The sequence below is a fragment of the Citrobacter sp. Cpo090 genome (assembly GCF_030332665.1).
GTDB lineage: Bacteria > Pseudomonadota > Gammaproteobacteria > Enterobacterales > Enterobacteriaceae > Citrobacter > Citrobacter portucalensis.
This window is the reverse complement of record NZ_JAOWHK010000023.1, coordinates 1-15,728: the sequence shown is the minus strand read 5'-3', so window position 1 is coordinate 15,728 and position 15,728 is coordinate 1. Positions and strand designations below refer to the sequence as shown.

The following is a 15,728-nucleotide window of genomic DNA, read 5'->3' as shown; positions in this document are numbered from 1 at the left end:
TAGGGGCAATTTAAAAGTTGGCACAGATTTCGCTTTATATTTTTTATGGCGACACGGCCAATTTTTGCAGAATTGAAGACTTCGTTACCACGACGACAATGACCAATCCGGGAGAGTAAGTATGTCCGCTGAACACGTTTTGACGATGCTGAACGAGCACGAAGTGAAGTTTGTTGATTTACGCTTCACTGATACCAAAGGCAAAGAACAGCACGTCACTATTCCTGCTCATCAGGTAAATGCCGAATTCTTTGAAGAAGGCAAAATGTTTGACGGCTCCTCAATCGGTGGCTGGAAAGGTATTAACGAATCAGACATGGTTCTGATGCCAGATGCGTCTACTGCTCTCATCGACCCGTTCTTTGAAGAGTCTACCCTGATCATCCGTTGCGATATCCTGGAACCAGGTACGCTGCAGGGCTACGACCGTGACCCGCGCTCCATCGCTAAACGCGCTGAAGAATATCTGCGTTCTACCGGCATCGCAGACACCGTTCTGTTCGGGCCAGAGCCAGAGTTCTTCCTGTTTGACGACATCCGTTTCGGCGCATCTATTTCCGGTTCCCACGTGGCTATCGATGACATCGAAGGCGCATGGAACTCCTCCACCAAATACGAAGGTGGTAACAAAGGTCATCGTCCTGGCGTGAAAGGCGGTTACTTCCCGGTTCCTCCGGTAGATTCTTCTCAGGACATCCGTTCTACCATGTGTCTGATCATGGAAGAAATGGGCCTCGTTGTTGAAGCGCATCACCACGAAGTGGCGACTGCTGGTCAGAACGAAATCGCGACCCGCTTTAACACCATGACCAAAAAAGCGGACGAAATTCAGATCTACAAATATGTCGTTCACAACGTCGCTCACCGTTTCGGTAAAACCGCGACCTTTATGCCAAAACCAATGTTTGGCGATAACGGTTCCGGCATGCACTGCCACATGTCCCTGTCCAAGAACGGCGTAAACCTGTTCTCCGGTGACAAATATGCAGGTCTGTCTGAGCAGGCGCTGTACTACATCGGTGGCGTAATCAAACACGCTAAAGCGATCAACGCCCTGGCGAACCCGACCACCAACTCCTACAAGCGTCTGGTCCCAGGCTACGAAGCGCCGGTCATGCTGGCTTACTCTGCCCGTAACCGTTCTGCTTCTATCCGTATCCCGGTAGTTGCTTCTCCGAAAGCGCGTCGTATCGAAGTACGTTTCCCGGACCCGGCTGCTAACCCGTACCTGTGCTTCGCAGCGCTGCTGATGGCTGGTCTTGACGGTATTAAGAACAAGATCCACCCAGGCGAAGCGATGGACAAAAACCTGTACGACCTGCCGCCGGAAGAAGCGAAAGAGATCCCACAGGTTGCTGGTTCTCTGGAAGAAGCACTGAAAGAACTGGATCTGGACCGCGAGTTCCTGACCGCAGGCGGCGTGTTCACCAATGAAGCGATCGATGCGTACATTGCACTGCGTCGCGAAGAAGATGACCGCGTGCGTATGACTCCGCACCCGGTAGAGTTTGAGCTGTACTACAGCGTTTAATCGTTTGAGTTGCCGTGGAACTTTTAGCCTGCTCAGGCAGGCTTGAGATCGATGGCGAATGATAGGACGCCTGATGGCGCAATCTTACCAGGCCTGGAGGGTAACATTACCTTGTAGGCCGGATAAGGCAAAACCGCCATCCGGCATCTATGTTTGCCAGTCATCTGTAGCCCATCCCAGGATGGGCTTTTTTCTCCACTAACAACCTGCTTTTTCGCGCTTTTTTGATGTAAAAAGCTATAATGCACTAAATTGGTGCAACACTTTTCAGGAGACTGCTGAATGGCAACCGGCACGCTGCCCGATGCTGGGCAGATCCTCAATTCTTTAATCAACAGCATCTTACTTGTCGACGATGAGCTGGCTGTACATTACGCCAACCCGGCGGCACAGCAGTTGCTCGCCCAAAGCTCCCGCAAACTGTTTGGTACACCGCTTCCCGATCTGTTGAGTTATTTCTCCTTAAACATCGGACTGATGCGAGAGAGCCTGGAAGCAGGCCAGGGCTTTACGGATAACGAAGTGACGCTGGTGATAGACAGCCACTCACATATCCTCTCTGTGACCGCTCAGAGGTTGCCTGATGGCCTTATCTTGCTGGAGATGGCCCCTATGGATAACCAGCGCCGTCTGAGTCAGGAACAGCTCCAGCACGCCCAGCAGATTGCCGCCCGCGATCTGGTGCGTGGTCTGGCACATGAAATTAAAAACCCGCTGGGCGGATTACGCGGTGCGGCGCAACTTCTCAGTAAAGCGCTTCCGGACCCGGCGCTGACCGAATATACCAAAGTTATTATTGAACAGGCGGACCGCCTGCGTAACCTGGTCGACCGTCTGCTGGGACCGCAACAGCCCGGCATGCACATCACGGAAAGTATTCACAAAGTGGCGGAACGCGTGGTGGCGCTGGTCTCAATGGAGCTGCCGGAAAACGTCACGCTAATCCGGGATTACGACCCAAGTCTGCCCGAATTACTGCACGACCCGGACCAGATCGAGCAGGTTTTGCTGAACATCGTACGCAATGCTTTGCAGGCACTGGGACCGGAAGGCGGCGAGATCATTCTGCGTACCCGCACCGCGTTTCAGCTCACGCTACACGGCATGCGTTACCGTCTGGCGGCACGAATTGATGTAGAGGATAACGGCCCGGGTATTCCTTCGCATTTGCAGGATACGCTGTTCTACCCAATGGTCAGCGGTCGCGAAGGCGGTACCGGCCTTGGATTATCTATCGCCCGTAATTTGATTGATCAACATTCCGGCAAAATTGAATTTACCAGTTGGCCGGGTCATACCGAGTTCTCGGTTTACCTGCCTATCAGGAAATAAGGTGACGTTTATGCAACGAGGAATAGTCTGGGTCGTTGATGACGATAGTTCCATCCGTTGGGTGCTTGAACGTGCGCTCGCAGGGGCAGGGCTAAGCTGTACCACATTTGAAAGTGGTAAAGAGGTACTGGACGCGCTGGCCAGCAAGACGCCGGACGTGCTGTTGTCGGATATCCGCATGCCGGGTATGGACGGCCTGACGCTGTTAAAACAGATTAAACAGCGGCATCCGATGCTTCCGGTCATCATAATGACCGCGCACTCCGATCTGGATGCCGCCGTCAGCGCCTACCAGCAAGGGGCGTTTGATTATCTGCCCAAACCTTTTGATATTGATGAAGCCGTGGCGCTGGTCGAGCGTGCCATCAGCCATTATCAGGAACAGCAGCAGCCGCGTAATGTTCAGATTAACGGCCCCACAACCGACATCATCGGCGAAGCACCAGCAATGCAGGACGTCTTTCGCATTATTGGCCGCCTGTCCCGGTCTTCAATCAGCGTATTGATTAACGGGGAGTCCGGAACCGGTAAAGAGCTGGTCGCCCATGCGTTGCACCGTCATAGCCCGCGCGTCAAAGCGCCGTTTATCGCGCTGAACATGGCGGCAATCCCGAAAGATTTGATCGAATCTGAGCTGTTTGGTCACGAGAAAGGCGCGTTTACCGGGGCGAATACCATTCGTCAGGGACGCTTTGAACAGGCCGACGGCGGTACGTTGTTCCTCGATGAAATTGGCGATATGCCGTTGGACGTACAGACGCGTTTATTACGCGTATTAGCCGATGGACAGTTTTACCGTGTTGGCGGTTACGCGCCCGTAAAGGTAGATGTGCGCATTATCGCCGCCACACACCAAAACCTTGAACTACGCGTGCAGGAAGGCAAATTCCGTGAAGACTTATTCCATCGGCTGAACGTTATTCGGGTACATCTGCCACCACTGCGCGAACGTCGGGAAGATATCCCCCGCCTGGCGCGTCATTTCCTGCAGGAGGCCGCCCGCGAACTGGGGGTGGAAGCCAAACAATTACACCCGGAAACCGAGGCTGCGCTGACACGTCTGGCCTGGCCGGGTAACGTACGTCAGCTTGAGAACACCTGCCGCTGGTTAACCGTAATGGCCGCCGGGCAGGAAGTACTGATTCAGGACTTACCATCCGAGCTGTTTGAAACCTCTGTGCCAGACGCACCGTCCCATATGCAGCCGGATAGTTGGGCAACGCTATTGGCACAGTGGGCGGATCGGGCATTACGCTCCGGTCATCAAAACTTGCTTTCTGAGGCCCAACCAGAGTTGGAGCGCACGCTGTTGACTACCGCGCTCCGTCATACTCAAGGGCATAAACAGGAAGCGGCACGCTTACTCGGTTGGGGTCGTAATACCTTGACGCGTAAGCTAAAAGAACTCGGAATGGAGTGACATATCGTCACTGTGTAAAGATTAATAATCGAGCGCAAATTGCTGCTATTTTGCGCTTTACTGTTCCGATGAGTTAAGTATGATCGTGCCCGGAAAACGGGGGAAGTCATCATGCTGGAATCTATGATTAATCTGCTGTCGAGCGGTGCGGTCGAAAGCCATACGCCACAAACTGCGGTTGCCGCAGTATTGTGCGCGGCGCTGGTTGGGCTGTTCAGCTAGCGGGTTCGCCGGGTGGCGCTTCGCTTACCCGACCTACGTATTGAGATTTTCGTAGGCACGGTAAGCGAAGCGCCACCCGGAAAAGCGTTAAATCACCCGTGAGAATTGCTGCATCCGCGCTTTCTGGCGCAGATACGCATCGAAGCACATGCAAATATTACGAATCAGCAGACGGCCCTTCGGCGTCACCTTAATCCCCTTCTCATCGACATCCACCAGCCCATCTTTCGCCAGCGGTGCCAGCAGTTTCAGGTCTTCGGCAAAATAGTCAGCGAAGTTCAGATCCCATTGCTGTTCCACAGTGGCATAGTCGAGGCGGAAGTTGCAGATCAGGAGCTTAATAACATCACGACGAATGCAGTCATCGCGGGTCAGGGCAATTCCGCGCCACAGCGCGTCCCCCTGCTCGTCTACCTGCTGATAATAGCGCTTCAGCTCTTTCTGGTTCTGCGCGTAGTTGTCGCCAATCATACTAATGGCCGACACGCCCATTCCCAGCAGATCGGTATCACCCTGGGTGGTATAACCCTGGAAATTACGATGCAGCACACCCTTGCGTTGAGCAATGGCCAGTTCGTCATCCGGGCGGGCAAAGTGATCCATGCCAATGAACTGATAGCCAGTTTCGGTCAGCGAAGAGATGGTCTCCTGCAGGATATCCAGCTTCTGCTGCGCGCTGGGCAGGTCGGCGTCTTTAATTTTGCGCTGAGCGGCAAACAGCGTCGGCAGGTGCGCGTAGTTAAACACGCTCAGTCGGTCTGGATTCAGCTCAGCAACGCGTTTCAGGGTGAAGGCAAAACTTTCCGGCGTCTGTTTTGGCAAACCATAAATCAGATCGATATTCGTCGAGGTAAAGCCAATCTCACGCGCATGATTCAGCAGCGCAAAGATAAACTCCTCATCCTGCTCACGGTTCACCAGACGCTGAACTTCTTTATTGAAGTCCTGCACCCCCATGCTCAGGCGGTTAAAACCTTCAGCACGTAAATGATCGAGCACATCCAGCTCAATTTCACGCGGATCCACTTCGATCGAGATTTCGGCGTCGTCGTTAAAGTTAAAATTGCCACGTAGCAGCGACATCAAACGGCTGATTTGCGCTTTATTCAGATACGTTGGCGTGCCGCCGCCCCAGTGCAGCTGACTGACATGACGTCCGGCAAACAGCGGTGCGCGATGAATAATTTCTTGTTCTAAGACATCGAGGTATTGATCGGCTTTATGCTGCTGACGAGTCACGACCTTGTTACAGCCGCAGAAATAACACAGCTTGTGGCAGAACGGGATGTGAACGTACAGCGAGAGAGGACGCTCAGGATAACGCGCCACGGCCTTTAGAAATGCTTCTGTGCCGTAGTCTTCAGAAAACTCCAGCGCGGTCGGGTACGAGGTATATCGTGGCCCGGAATAGTTATATTTCTGGATCAGGGCCAGGTCCCAGTCTATTAACTGCTCTGACATGCTCACTCCTTCCGATGGCGTCTCTGGCGGGTACGGCGTACCGACTTAACCCCAGTACGGGTGATAAGTCGGTTGCGCAGCCACTTCTGTCGCCGCGACAACCGCTGTAGTTTAACGAATAACCACACCAGATAACATATAACCGGAAGGGTTATAAGCAGGATGGGAAGACCCACGGTGTAAAACCGTTAGTTGCCACCTTTCAGCAGGCGCATCATGTCTTCCTGCTTTTCTTCTTCTTCGTCTTCTTCCTCGTCATCGTAAGAAAGACCCAGCTTTTGCATCAGCTCATCGATGCGGTCCAGCTTGGCATCAACCCAGGACTGATCTTCCGCGCTCAGGGTTTCTCCAGCTTCAAGACGCTCCAGCAGCGCATCCAGGCGCTCATCCGTTTCCAGTAAATCCAACTCAGCCTGTGGTGAAAGCATAGGTTTCTCACTCTTCGGTTTGTGCTGTTTGGTGACTTTTTCGGTCACGCCCAATGGAATGGGGGTTTTGCTGCCAATACGAGGATCTTTTTGCTTATTTTGGTTTCCGCCACCAGATGCGCCTTCGCTACCGGACGCACGGCTACCTGCCGCATGACCACGGTGTTTTTTCTGGCGCTTACGGTCGCGAGCTTCCTGGTTAATTTCTTCGCGTGTTTTACGACGCGCTTTTGCAGGACCTTTACCGCGTGGTGTAGAAGTTGGTTTCATCATGATTCGTCTTTGGCTGTTTTATTCAGTATATAATTGCGCCGGAATCTAGCAGAAATAAAGAAAAAAGGCGACAGAGTAATCTGTCGCCTTTTTTCCTGACTCTCAACCCTTACGGGCTCTACAATCCTTGTTGGCTATCAACACACCCTGTTTTTCCCTTAGCCTGTAACATTCCGTGTTGTTTCCATTTCCTTATACTAACGTCTCCGGACGTTTGTCTTCCTGACAATCCTGTGTCTTCGCCTCCTGGCGCTCCTGACCCTCATCCTGAGTCGTCTATCCTGTCAGCTTCCTCGCTATGGACGCTACTTTACCCTTTTGGTTTAAACGTACAAGTAACCGGGGTAACAATTTCAGATTTTAAGAATAGCGCCCAACTGTAACTCTATGATTTATTTTAGTTCTGTTATTTTTTACTCTGTCATCTCGTATAGAAACTGTCGGCAATGTCTCACAAAGCGCGGGGTTTTTACTTACACTGCCTACCCGTCGAAAAACCAGTCTTTTGCTGGGGTTCAGGTATAATCGCTGCAAAGCCCTGATTGATGGAGAGGACTGCTTTGACTAACTTGAATTATCAACAGACGCACTTTGTGATGAGTGCGCCTGATATTCGCCACTTACCTTCCGATACCGGTATCGAAGTGGCTTTTGCTGGCCGTTCCAACGCAGGCAAATCCAGTGCGCTAAATACCCTGACGAATCAAAAAGGTCTGGCGCGTACATCTAAAACGCCGGGTCGTACTCAGCTCATCAACCTGTTTGAAGTCGTTGACGGCAAACGCCTGGTCGATTTGCCAGGATACGGTTATGCCGAAGTTCCGGAAGAGATGAAGCGTAAATGGCAACGCGCGCTGGCTGAATATCTGGAAAAACGTCAGAGTCTGCAAGGTCTGGTGGTACTGATGGATATTCGTCACCCGTTAAAAGATCTCGATCAACAGATGATCCTGTGGGCGGTTGAGAGCAACGTTCAGGTTCTGGTACTGCTGACTAAAGCAGATAAGCTGGCCAGCGGTGCACGCAAAGCGCAGCTGAATATGGTACGTGAAGCCGTACTGGCATTTAACGGTGATGTGCAGGTAGAAGCATTTTCATCGCTGAAAAAGCTTGGTGTGGACAAACTGCGGCAAAAACTGGATAGCTGGTTTAGTGAACTGGCACCGGTTGAAGAGGAGCAGGACGGAGAATAACCCACCGATATGCCGGATGGCGCCGTTGCGCGTCTTATCCGGCCTACAGATCTTTATTTTTGCTCTAAATAATTCGAGTTGCATAAAGGCGGCGACGCAGCAAATCCCAGGAGCTTACATAAGTAAGTGACTGGGGTGAGCGAGGAAGCCAACGCGTATGCAGTTTGAAGTATGACGAGCAAAATAAAAAACGCCCCAGTCATTACTGACTGGGGCGGCTAAAATATTCAGCCAAATCCGATTACGTGAAGTAAAAGGTCTGAAAGATAGAACATCTTACCTCTGTACCCTACGAGAATAACTTTACTCTTTTTTGAGCAGCTCAGAAAGCACTTTTTGTAATTTTTTTTCATTCCTTACATAGGGAATTCTAATGGACATCACAAAAAGCTCTCTCTTATGTTGCTTAGTTACGAAAAAGGGACGTTATTAAGTAAACTCTTAGTGCGCCTGATCCCAGTTTTCACCACTCCCGACTTCCACCAGCAACGGCACGTCAATCTGAGTCTCGTTTTCCATCAGTTGGTGGATCTTTTTAGAGACGCTTTCCAGATCATCTTTGTGCACTTCAAACACCAGTTCATCGTGTACCTGCATGATCATGCGCACGCGCGGTTGCTCGGTTTGCAGCCATCCATCCACGGCAATCATGGCTCGTTTGATAATATCTGCGGCAGTTCCCTGCATCGGGGCGTTAATGGCCGCACGTTCAGCACCAGCGCGACGAGCACCATTACTGGATTTAATATCCGGTAAATAGAGACGGCGACCTTCCAGCGTTTCTACATAGCCTTGCTCTTTCGCCTGCGCTCGGGTGCGTTCCATATATTCCAGCACACCTGGGTAGCGTTCAAAGTAGAGATCCATGTACTTCTGTGCTTCTTTGCGCGGAATATTCAACTGGCGCGCCAGACCAAAGGCACTCATCCCGTAGATCAAACCGAAATTGATGGCTTTCGCGCTGCGGCGTTGCTCGCTGGTCACGGAATCAAGTGGTAAACCAAAGACTTCAGCCGCCGTTGCGCGGTGAATATCTTTCCCTTCAGCGAACGCGGTAAGCAGACCTTTATCACGTGAAAGGTGCGCCATGATACGCAGTTCAATCTGTGAGTAGTCCGCGGAGACAATCACGTAGTCTTCTGGCGCAATGAACGCCTGACGAATACGACGACCTTCGTCATTACGTACCGGGATGTTTTGCAGGTTTGGATCCGTTGAAGACAAGCGTCCGGTGGCGGTAACCGCCTGATGGTAGGAGGTGTGCACGCGCCCGGTTTTCTTGTTAATCATCAACGGAAGCTTATCCGTATAGGTCGACTTCAGTTTTGCTAAACCACGATATTCCAGGATCACTTTCGGTAACGGATAATCCAGCGCCAGCTCTTCCAGTACCTCTTCTGACGTTGATGGCGCGCCGCCAGGGGTTTTCTTCAGCGGCTTAATACCCTGCTTTTCAAACAGGATGGTTTGCAGTTGCTTGGTGGAAGAGAGGTTAAACGCTTCTCCGGCGATCTCGTGCGCTTTTTGCTCCAGCTCATTCAAACGTAGCGTCAGCTCTTCAGAATGCTTGTGCAGAACAGCCGGATCGATTTTCACACCGTTGCGCTCAACGCGAGACAAAACCGGCACCAGCGGCATATCGATATTTTCAAAGACGTTCAGCGGCCCTTTATGCTGCTGTAATTCTGGCCACATCTTCAGATGCAGCTGTAGCGTAACGTCGGCGTCTTCCGCAGCGTAACGTCCGGCCTCTTCCAGTGCTATCTGGTTAAAGGTCAGCTGGTTTTTGCCTTTTCCAGCAATCTCTTCAAAGGTGATGGTCTTATGTTTCAACCAGCGGTCCGACAGGCTGTCCATATCGTGTCGTCCAGCGACGCTGTTAAGAATGTAGGATTCGAGCATGGTGTCAAAAGTGATGCCGCGCAGCTCGATGCCATAGTTCGCCAGGATGCCACGATCGTACTTCAGGTTTTGCCCGACTTTGTGCGCGTTCTCATCTTCCAGCAACGGCTTTAGCAGCTCCAATGCGCGGTCGCGCGCGATCTGGTCAGGGGCATCCAGGTAATCGTGGGCAACAGGAACATACGCCGCCACACCCGGTTCAATGGCAAAAGACAGGCCAATCAGATTCGCGGAAATGTTATCCAAGCTGTCAGTTTCAGTATCGAAGGCAAAGACAGGTGCTTTTTTCAGCTTCGCGATCCACGCTTCCAGTGTGGCTTCGTCCAGAATTGTCACATAGTTATCGTACGAAAGAACCGTGGCCGACTCCTCAGGCGTTTCATCGACAACAGTAGTTTCTTGCGGTTTTGCAGCCGGCTTCGTTCCTTTTGCCTGTAGCCATTTACCCGCTTCAACGTCAGTAACCCAACGTTTGAATTCATACTGTTTAAACAGGCCAAGCAGTTCTTCTGCAGCGGGCTGACGGACTTCCAGCTGCTCACAGGTCAATTCCAGCTCAACATCTGTTTTGATGGTAGCCAATTGATAAGAGAGGTACGCCACCTCTTTGTTCTGCTCAAGTTTGCCCGCCATGGTTTTCGCACCACGGAAGGTCAGCCCCGCTATTTTGCCTGATTCAGCATAGAGGGTATCCAGCCCACCCAGCCCCTGCAGCAGTGCCTGAGCGGTTTTTTCACCTACGCCTGGAACGCCAGGAATGTTATCTGAGGAATCCCCCATCAGCGCCAGGAAATCAATGATCAGTTCCGGCGGGACACCGTACTTATTCACCACTTCATCCGGACCGAGGATCGTATTGGTCATGGTGTTGATTAGGGTGATATTCGGCGTCACCAACTGAGCCATATCTTTATCACCGGTGCTAATCAGCACCGGGCGACCGATCTTCTCTGCTTCCCGCGCCAGCGTACCGATAACATCATCTGCCTCCACACCAGAAACAGCCAACAGTGGCAGCCCCATCGCTTTTACCATCGCATGCAGGGGTTCTATCTGTGCACGCAGATCGTCCGGCATAGGTGGGCGGTGAGACTTATAATGTTCGAATAATTCATCACGGAAGGTTTTACCCTTGGCGTCGAATACCACCGCAGCATGGGTTGGTTGATATTGCAGAATCAAGCTACGCAGCATGTTGAGGACACCGTACATCGCGCCCGTAGGTTCTCCTGCGCTGTTAGTCAGCGGTGGGAACGCGTGGTATGCGCGATACAGGTAAGATGAGCCATCTACAAGGATAAGTGGGTTTTCTGGGATCTGAACCATAATGTCCGTGCCTGTTTATCAGATTATGGGTAAAGGATGCCACAGACAGGATGAAAACATGAGTTTTTCGCCGCATTTGTCGAAAAACTTTTGCAGATCTTCTGCTTTGCTCGCAAAGACAGCTGTGGATAACTTTGTGAATAAATAATTTGCAGCTCTTTAAATATAGCAAGTAAATTAATGCTTCATTATATTTTATCAAGAATTTCAGTGAGTTAATTTAAAGCACAGCATTTTATTCCATTTTTTCAGCTTATATCCTGATGTGGATAGATATTCTCTTTTTTTCTATTCAGGGAAGATCCATCATTTGGTTCGTTTTCTGATAAAATCAACCTCTTGTGCCTCTTTCGCGCACTGTCTATGGCTAACCTTTTGAATAATTTAATTATGACGAGAATACTCGCTGCGATAACGCTGTTGCTGAGTATCGTATTGACCATATTGGTCACGATTTTTTGTTCTGTGCCGATCATCCTTGCCGGGGTTGTGAAACTCCTTTTGCCCATTCCTGTCGTCTGGCGCAAGGTTTCTGTCTTCTGTAATTTCATGATGTACTGCTGGTGTGAAGGTCTGGCGCTACTGCTGCACCTTAATCCGCAACTGAAATGGGATATTGAGGGGCTGGAAGGTCTTAGCAAGAAAAACTGGTATCTACTCATTTGTAATCATTACAGCTGGGCCGATATCGTTGTGCTTTGCGTTCTGTTCCGTAAGCACATCCCGATGAATAAATATTTCCTCAAGCAGCAGTTGGCCTGGGTGCCCTTTATTGGCCTGGCCTGCTGGGCGCTGGATATGCCGTTTATGAAACGCTATTCACGTGGCTTTCTGCTTCGCCATCCGGAACGCCGTGGTAAAGATGTCGAAACAACGCGTCGTTCCTGCGAGAAGTTTCGCGTACACCCGACAACCATTGTGAATTTTGTCGAAGGTTCGCGCTTTACCAAAGATAAACGTGAACAAACCCGCTCGCCCTATCAAAACCTGCTCCCTCCTAAGGCGGCAGGTATTGCAATGGCATTGAACGTACTGGGGTCACAGTTCGATAAAATGTTGAACGTCACGTTGTGCTATCCGGAAAACAGTAGCCGACCGTTCTACGATATGCTGAGCGGTAAGCTAACGCGGATTGTCGTGCGGGTGAATCTTGAGCCAATCCATGAAGAGTTACACGGTGATTACGTGAATGATAAGGCATTCAAGCGCCGCTTTCAGCTGTGGTTGAATACGCTGTGGAGTGAGAAAGACGCGCAGCTCGACGCGATTAAAGCCTCAAAATAAAAAAGCCGGTCAGTGACCGGCTTTTGCTTTTACTTCTGACCGACCAGGTATTTCACGGTATCCGCATACTGCTGTACAAAGATATCCATGCTGCTGGTATCCATGCCTTGCGGATTTACCTGATATTTACCATTCACGAACATCGCCGGAACGCCCTGCAGCTGTAAATCAGCCGCCGCTTTTTCCTGCTGTGCCACGAGTGATTTCACTACGAAGCTGTTCCATGCCGCATCATAGTCTTCGCCTTTAATACCCGCATCGACAAACACTTTACGGATATCAGCAACAGACTGAACGGTCTGGGTTTTCTGAACCCCTTCAAACAGCGGAACAGTGACCTGATCTTCAACGCCCAGCGCCATTGCAACCGCCCATGCCTGCGTCAGATCTTTGCCCAAAGGCCCGAGAAACTCGACGTGATATTTGGTCATCTTGGTGCCTTCCGGCAGCTTTTTCTTCACGTTATCAGAGACGTGAAGCACTTCTTCAAACTGATAGCAGTGCGGGCAGTAGAAGGAGAAGAACTCCAACACTTGCGGTTCACCCGCAACAGGCTTCTCCAGGGTGATGTATTGTTTACCATCCTGGAACTGCGCTGCAGATGCGCTAAAAGCTAAGACCATACCAGCCAGCGCCAGCCATATTTTTTTCATGTTCAAGTTTCTCCGATTAATACATTGGCGTTAATTGTAAGGGGGGCTCTTGCAGAATTTTTGCCTGCTCAATAAAGGTCGCGGTCTGACGATGCCAGTAATCTTCCCCGGTTAACCACGGAAAGTTTTTTGGGAACGCAGGGTCAGCCCAACGTCGAATTAGCCAGGCAAGATAATAAACTAAACGCATAGCGCGTAAAGGTTCTATCAGTCCGATTTCAGAGATGTCGAACTCACTAAACTCTTCATAAGCCTCGATAATGGTTTCTAGCTGCATGCGTTGTTCAGCTTTATCACCATTGAGGAGCATCCATAAATCCTGAATAGCCGGACCATTGCGGGCATCATCTAAATCGACAAACATCGGGCCATCGCGCCACAGAATATTACCGGCATGACAATCACCGTGCAGGCGTAACGTGGTAAAACGCGTATGCCAGCGTTCGGTAACGATCGCGATAAGCGCATCCGTTGCCTTCAGGAAAGCCGCTTTTTGCCCTGATGGGATAAGCTGTGCGTGTTCAAAAACTTTACGCGGCTCAGTCAGGTACTCTTCAAGGCCAATCGTTGGGCGGAAGGCGAAAGTACGCTTGCATCCGGTCTGGTGCATACGCCCGAGATAGCGCCCCACCGCCTCCATCTGATCGATGTTGTCGGCTTCAAACTGGCGTCCACCGACGCTGGGGAAGATCGCATAATGGAAACCCTGGTGGCTTAACAGCGTTTGGCCGTTCAGTACCAACGGCGCAGCTACCGGGACTTCATCGCTTACCAGTTCCAGAGCAAACAGGTGCTCTTCCTGGATCTGATCGACAGACCAACGTTCAGGGCGATAAAACTTAACGACAAAGCGTCGACGGTCTTCGTCCTGAAATTGATAGACACGGTTTTCATAGCTGTTAAGTGGGGTAAGCCCGGAGTCCACCCGGATCCCCTGCTCAAACAGTGCATCCATAATGGTATCCGGGTGTAGCGTCTGGAAATTAAAAGCGTTGTCGTTCATCCCATCATCCGGAAAATACTACGAATGATTCAGGATATCATTTCGCAGCGCTTTCGGTGGCGGCGATTACAAGCTTTTACTCTTTAATTACGCCACGTGCGCGGAGTAGTGCGGTTTTAAAATCTTCTTCATAATCTTTCTGAATACCTGGGATGACAGCATCCTTCGCTGAGTCACGCATTTTCAGGTGATAGATCAGAATGTCATCAGTTAAATCCGCCAGTTCGCCGTCAAAACCTGACTCTTGCGCCAGTTTCTGTAAAAATTGCATCAGGTTAAGATCGGGTTCCTTCTGCCAGGCAGGCTGGAGGAGTTCAATAACTTCATTCAGACGTTTACATTTCATGGTTGTGCTCCTTAGGCTCAATACAGATACGTTAGCAGGGTCAATCCCACATTAAAAGAGGCGATATCAGTGATTCTGGATAGTGCAATAACAGGGGTTGTGCTGGCTGGCGGTAAGGCCAGACGGATGGGTGGAACCGACAAAGGTCTGCTTGAACTGGACGGTAAACCTCTTTGGCGGCATGTGGCCGACATTCTCGCTTTGCAGGTCGAAACCGTGGTGGTTAATGCCAATCGCCACCGGGATATATACCAGCAAAGCGGCCTGAAAGTTATTCCCGATTCCCTGGCCGATTTCCCAGGCCCACTGGCCGGGATGCTATCGGTATTCCTGCAGCAAACGGGGGAGTGGTTTCTGTTTTGCCCGTGCGATATGCCCTATATTCCTCACGATCTGGTCGCTCGTTTAAAAGAGCAGCGCAAAGCTGCACCGGTTGTCTGGGTGCATGATGGGGAAAGAGATCACCCAACCATTGCGCTGATGCACCGCTCTATGCAGCCTTTGCTGCAGGATTATCTTCAGTCTGGTGAACGACGCGTTATGGTCTTTATGCGTCTGGCTGGCGGTCATGCTGTCGATTTCAGCGATCATAAAGATGCGTTCGTAAACGTGAACACCCCCGAAGAGCTCGCAAAATGGCAGGAAAAATCATGATCCCATTACTCGCCATTGCAGCATGGAGCGGCACGGGAAAAACCACGCTGCTCAAAAAGTTGATCCCGGAACTACGTGCCAGAGGTATACGCCCCGGATTGATTAAACATACTCACCACAATATGGATGTCGACAAGCCCGGTAAAGATAGCTATGAACTGCGCAAAGCCGGTGCAGCACAAACGCTGGTCGCCAGCCAGCAACGTTGGGCATTAATGGTAGAAACACCGGAAGAGCCCGAACTGGATTTAGCGTATCTGGTAAGTCGGATGGATGCTTCAACGTTGGATATGGTGTTGGTTGAGGGATTTAAGCATGAACCTGTCGCTAAGATCCTACTTTTTCGCGAAGGCTGCGGGCATAGTCCTGAGGAATTGGTGATGGACGAATATGTTATCGCAGTTGCCAGTGACGTTCCGCTGGCGGTGGATGTTCCATTGTTAGATATCAACGATATACAGCAACTTGCTGATTTTATTACGCAATGGATAAGATAGTAACTGTGGTGCTGCGATGTGCCTGATGCGCTGCGCTTATCAGGCCTACAAAACACAATCAGTCCAGCAGCTGTAGGCCGGATAAGGCGGCACGCCGCATCCGGCGGTTTTCACCTCGCACGCACGCAAAAAAGCCCATCCGTCAGGATGGGCTTTTTCACTTTAATTAATGCCTGGCAGTTCCCTACTCTCGCATGGGGAGA

At 50.9% G+C, this 15,728-nt stretch carries 15 protein-coding genes and 1 pseudogene; 8 read left to right on the top strand and 8 right to left on the bottom strand.

The window, feature by feature from the left end:
• The first annotated feature begins 121 nt into the window (after positions 1–121).
• From glnA to OGY83_RS01915, 4 genes are all read left to right on the top strand, one after another.
• The gene (gene glnA / locus OGY83_RS01930; protein WP_003825314.1) at positions 122–1,531 is read left to right on the top strand and encodes a glutamate--ammonia ligase; all 1,410 of its coding nucleotides are present in this window, start codon (positions 122–124) and stop codon (positions 1,529–1,531) included.
• Between the two features lie 282 nt (positions 1,532–1,813).
• A complete protein-coding gene (glnL, locus tag OGY83_RS01925) occupies positions 1,814–2,863 on the top strand; it encodes a nitrogen regulation protein NR(II) (RefSeq protein WP_008786986.1) in 1,050 nt (349 codons plus the stop codon).
• Positions 2,864–2,873: 10 nt separating this feature from the next.
• The gene (glnG, locus tag OGY83_RS01920; protein WP_191213625.1) at positions 2,874–4,283 is read left to right on the top strand and encodes a nitrogen regulation protein NR(I); all 1,410 of its coding nucleotides are present in this window, start codon (positions 2,874–2,876) and stop codon (positions 4,281–4,283) included.
• Between the two features lie 111 nt (positions 4,284–4,394).
• Positions 4,395–4,505 (top strand): YshB family small membrane protein, encoded by a 111-nt coding sequence (locus OGY83_RS01915; protein WP_003028631.1) that lies wholly within the window; start codon positions 4,395–4,397, stop codon positions 4,503–4,505.
• 87 nt (positions 4,506–4,592) lie between these two features.
• Here the strand turns inward: OGY83_RS01915 and hemN are convergent, their stop codons facing one another.
• The 3 genes and pseudogenes from hemN to OGY83_RS01900 all read right to left on the bottom strand — a co-directional run bounded on the left by hemN (position 4,593) and on the right by OGY83_RS01900 (position 7,018).
• A complete protein-coding gene (gene hemN, locus OGY83_RS01910; protein ID WP_286635092.1) occupies positions 4,593–5,966 on the bottom strand; it encodes an oxygen-independent coproporphyrinogen III oxidase in 1,374 nt (457 codons plus the stop codon).
• A 188-nt stretch (positions 5,967–6,154) separates the two neighbouring features.
• Positions 6,155–6,664, bottom strand: coding sequence for a Der GTPase-activating protein YihI (gene yihI / locus OGY83_RS01905; RefSeq protein ID WP_249415609.1), 510 nt, complete (start codon positions 6,662–6,664; stop codon positions 6,155–6,157).
• A 105-nt stretch (positions 6,665–6,769) separates the two neighbouring features.
• Positions 6,770–7,018, bottom strand: a pseudogene (locus tag OGY83_RS01900) (hypothetical protein).
• Between the two features lie 209 nt (positions 7,019–7,227).
• Between OGY83_RS01900 and yihA the strand changes: the two are divergent.
• Complete coding sequence (gene yihA, locus OGY83_RS01895; RefSeq protein WP_063941722.1) at positions 7,228–7,860, top strand: ribosome biogenesis GTP-binding protein YihA/YsxC; 633 nt, start codon at positions 7,228–7,230, stop codon at positions 7,858–7,860.
• Positions 7,861–8,087: 227 nt separating this feature from the next.
• Here the strand turns inward: yihA and spfP are convergent, their stop codons facing one another.
• Together spfP and polA are read right to left on the bottom strand one after the other, a co-directional pair.
• Positions 8,088–8,135 (bottom strand): small protein SpfP, encoded by a 48-nt coding sequence (gene spfP, locus OGY83_RS25245; RefSeq protein WP_071892919.1) that lies wholly within the window; start codon positions 8,133–8,135, stop codon positions 8,088–8,090.
• Between the two features lie 166 nt (positions 8,136–8,301).
• Positions 8,302–11,088, bottom strand: a complete 2,787-nt coding sequence (polA, locus tag OGY83_RS01890; RefSeq protein WP_286635090.1) for a DNA polymerase I — start codon at positions 11,086–11,088, stop codon at positions 8,302–8,304.
• Positions 11,089–11,451: 363 nt separating this feature from the next.
• Between polA and yihG the strand changes: the two genes are divergently transcribed.
• Complete coding sequence (yihG, locus tag OGY83_RS01885; RefSeq protein ID WP_286635086.1) at positions 11,452–12,372, top strand: 1-acylglycerol-3-phosphate O-acyltransferase, YihG family; 921 nt, start codon at positions 11,452–11,454, stop codon at positions 12,370–12,372.
• A gap of 29 nt (positions 12,373–12,401) precedes the next feature.
• Here yihG and dsbA read toward each other — a convergent pair whose 3' ends face one another.
• The 3 genes from dsbA to OGY83_RS01870 all read right to left on the bottom strand — a co-directional run bounded on the left by dsbA (position 12,402) and on the right by OGY83_RS01870 (position 14,374).
• On the bottom strand, positions 12,402–13,025 hold the full coding sequence (dsbA, locus tag OGY83_RS01880) for a thiol:disulfide interchange protein DsbA (protein ID WP_003028621.1): 624 nt from the start codon (positions 13,023–13,025) through the stop codon (positions 12,402–12,404).
• Between the two features lie 16 nt (positions 13,026–13,041).
• The gene (locus OGY83_RS01875; RefSeq protein ID WP_286635084.1) at positions 13,042–14,028 is read right to left on the bottom strand and encodes a serine/threonine protein kinase; all 987 of its coding nucleotides are present in this window, start codon (positions 14,026–14,028) and stop codon (positions 13,042–13,044) included.
• Positions 14,029–14,104: 76 nt separating this feature from the next.
• Positions 14,105–14,374 (bottom strand): YihD family protein, encoded by a 270-nt coding sequence (locus OGY83_RS01870; RefSeq protein WP_003028616.1) that lies wholly within the window; start codon positions 14,372–14,374, stop codon positions 14,105–14,107.
• A 69-nt stretch (positions 14,375–14,443) separates the two neighbouring features.
• Here OGY83_RS01870 and mobA point away from each other — a divergent pair, with 69 nt between their 5' ends.
• Together mobA and mobB are read left to right on the top strand one after the other, a co-directional pair.
• A complete protein-coding gene (gene mobA / locus OGY83_RS01865; RefSeq protein WP_003028614.1) occupies positions 14,444–15,028 on the top strand; it encodes a molybdenum cofactor guanylyltransferase MobA in 585 nt (194 codons plus the stop codon).
• Positions 15,025–15,525, top strand: a complete 501-nt coding sequence (mobB, locus tag OGY83_RS01860; RefSeq protein ID WP_286635083.1) for a molybdopterin-guanine dinucleotide biosynthesis protein MobB — start codon at positions 15,025–15,027, stop codon at positions 15,523–15,525. Before mobA ends, mobB begins: the two co-directional genes overlap by 4 nt.
• Positions 15,526–15,728: the final 203 nt, after the last annotated feature.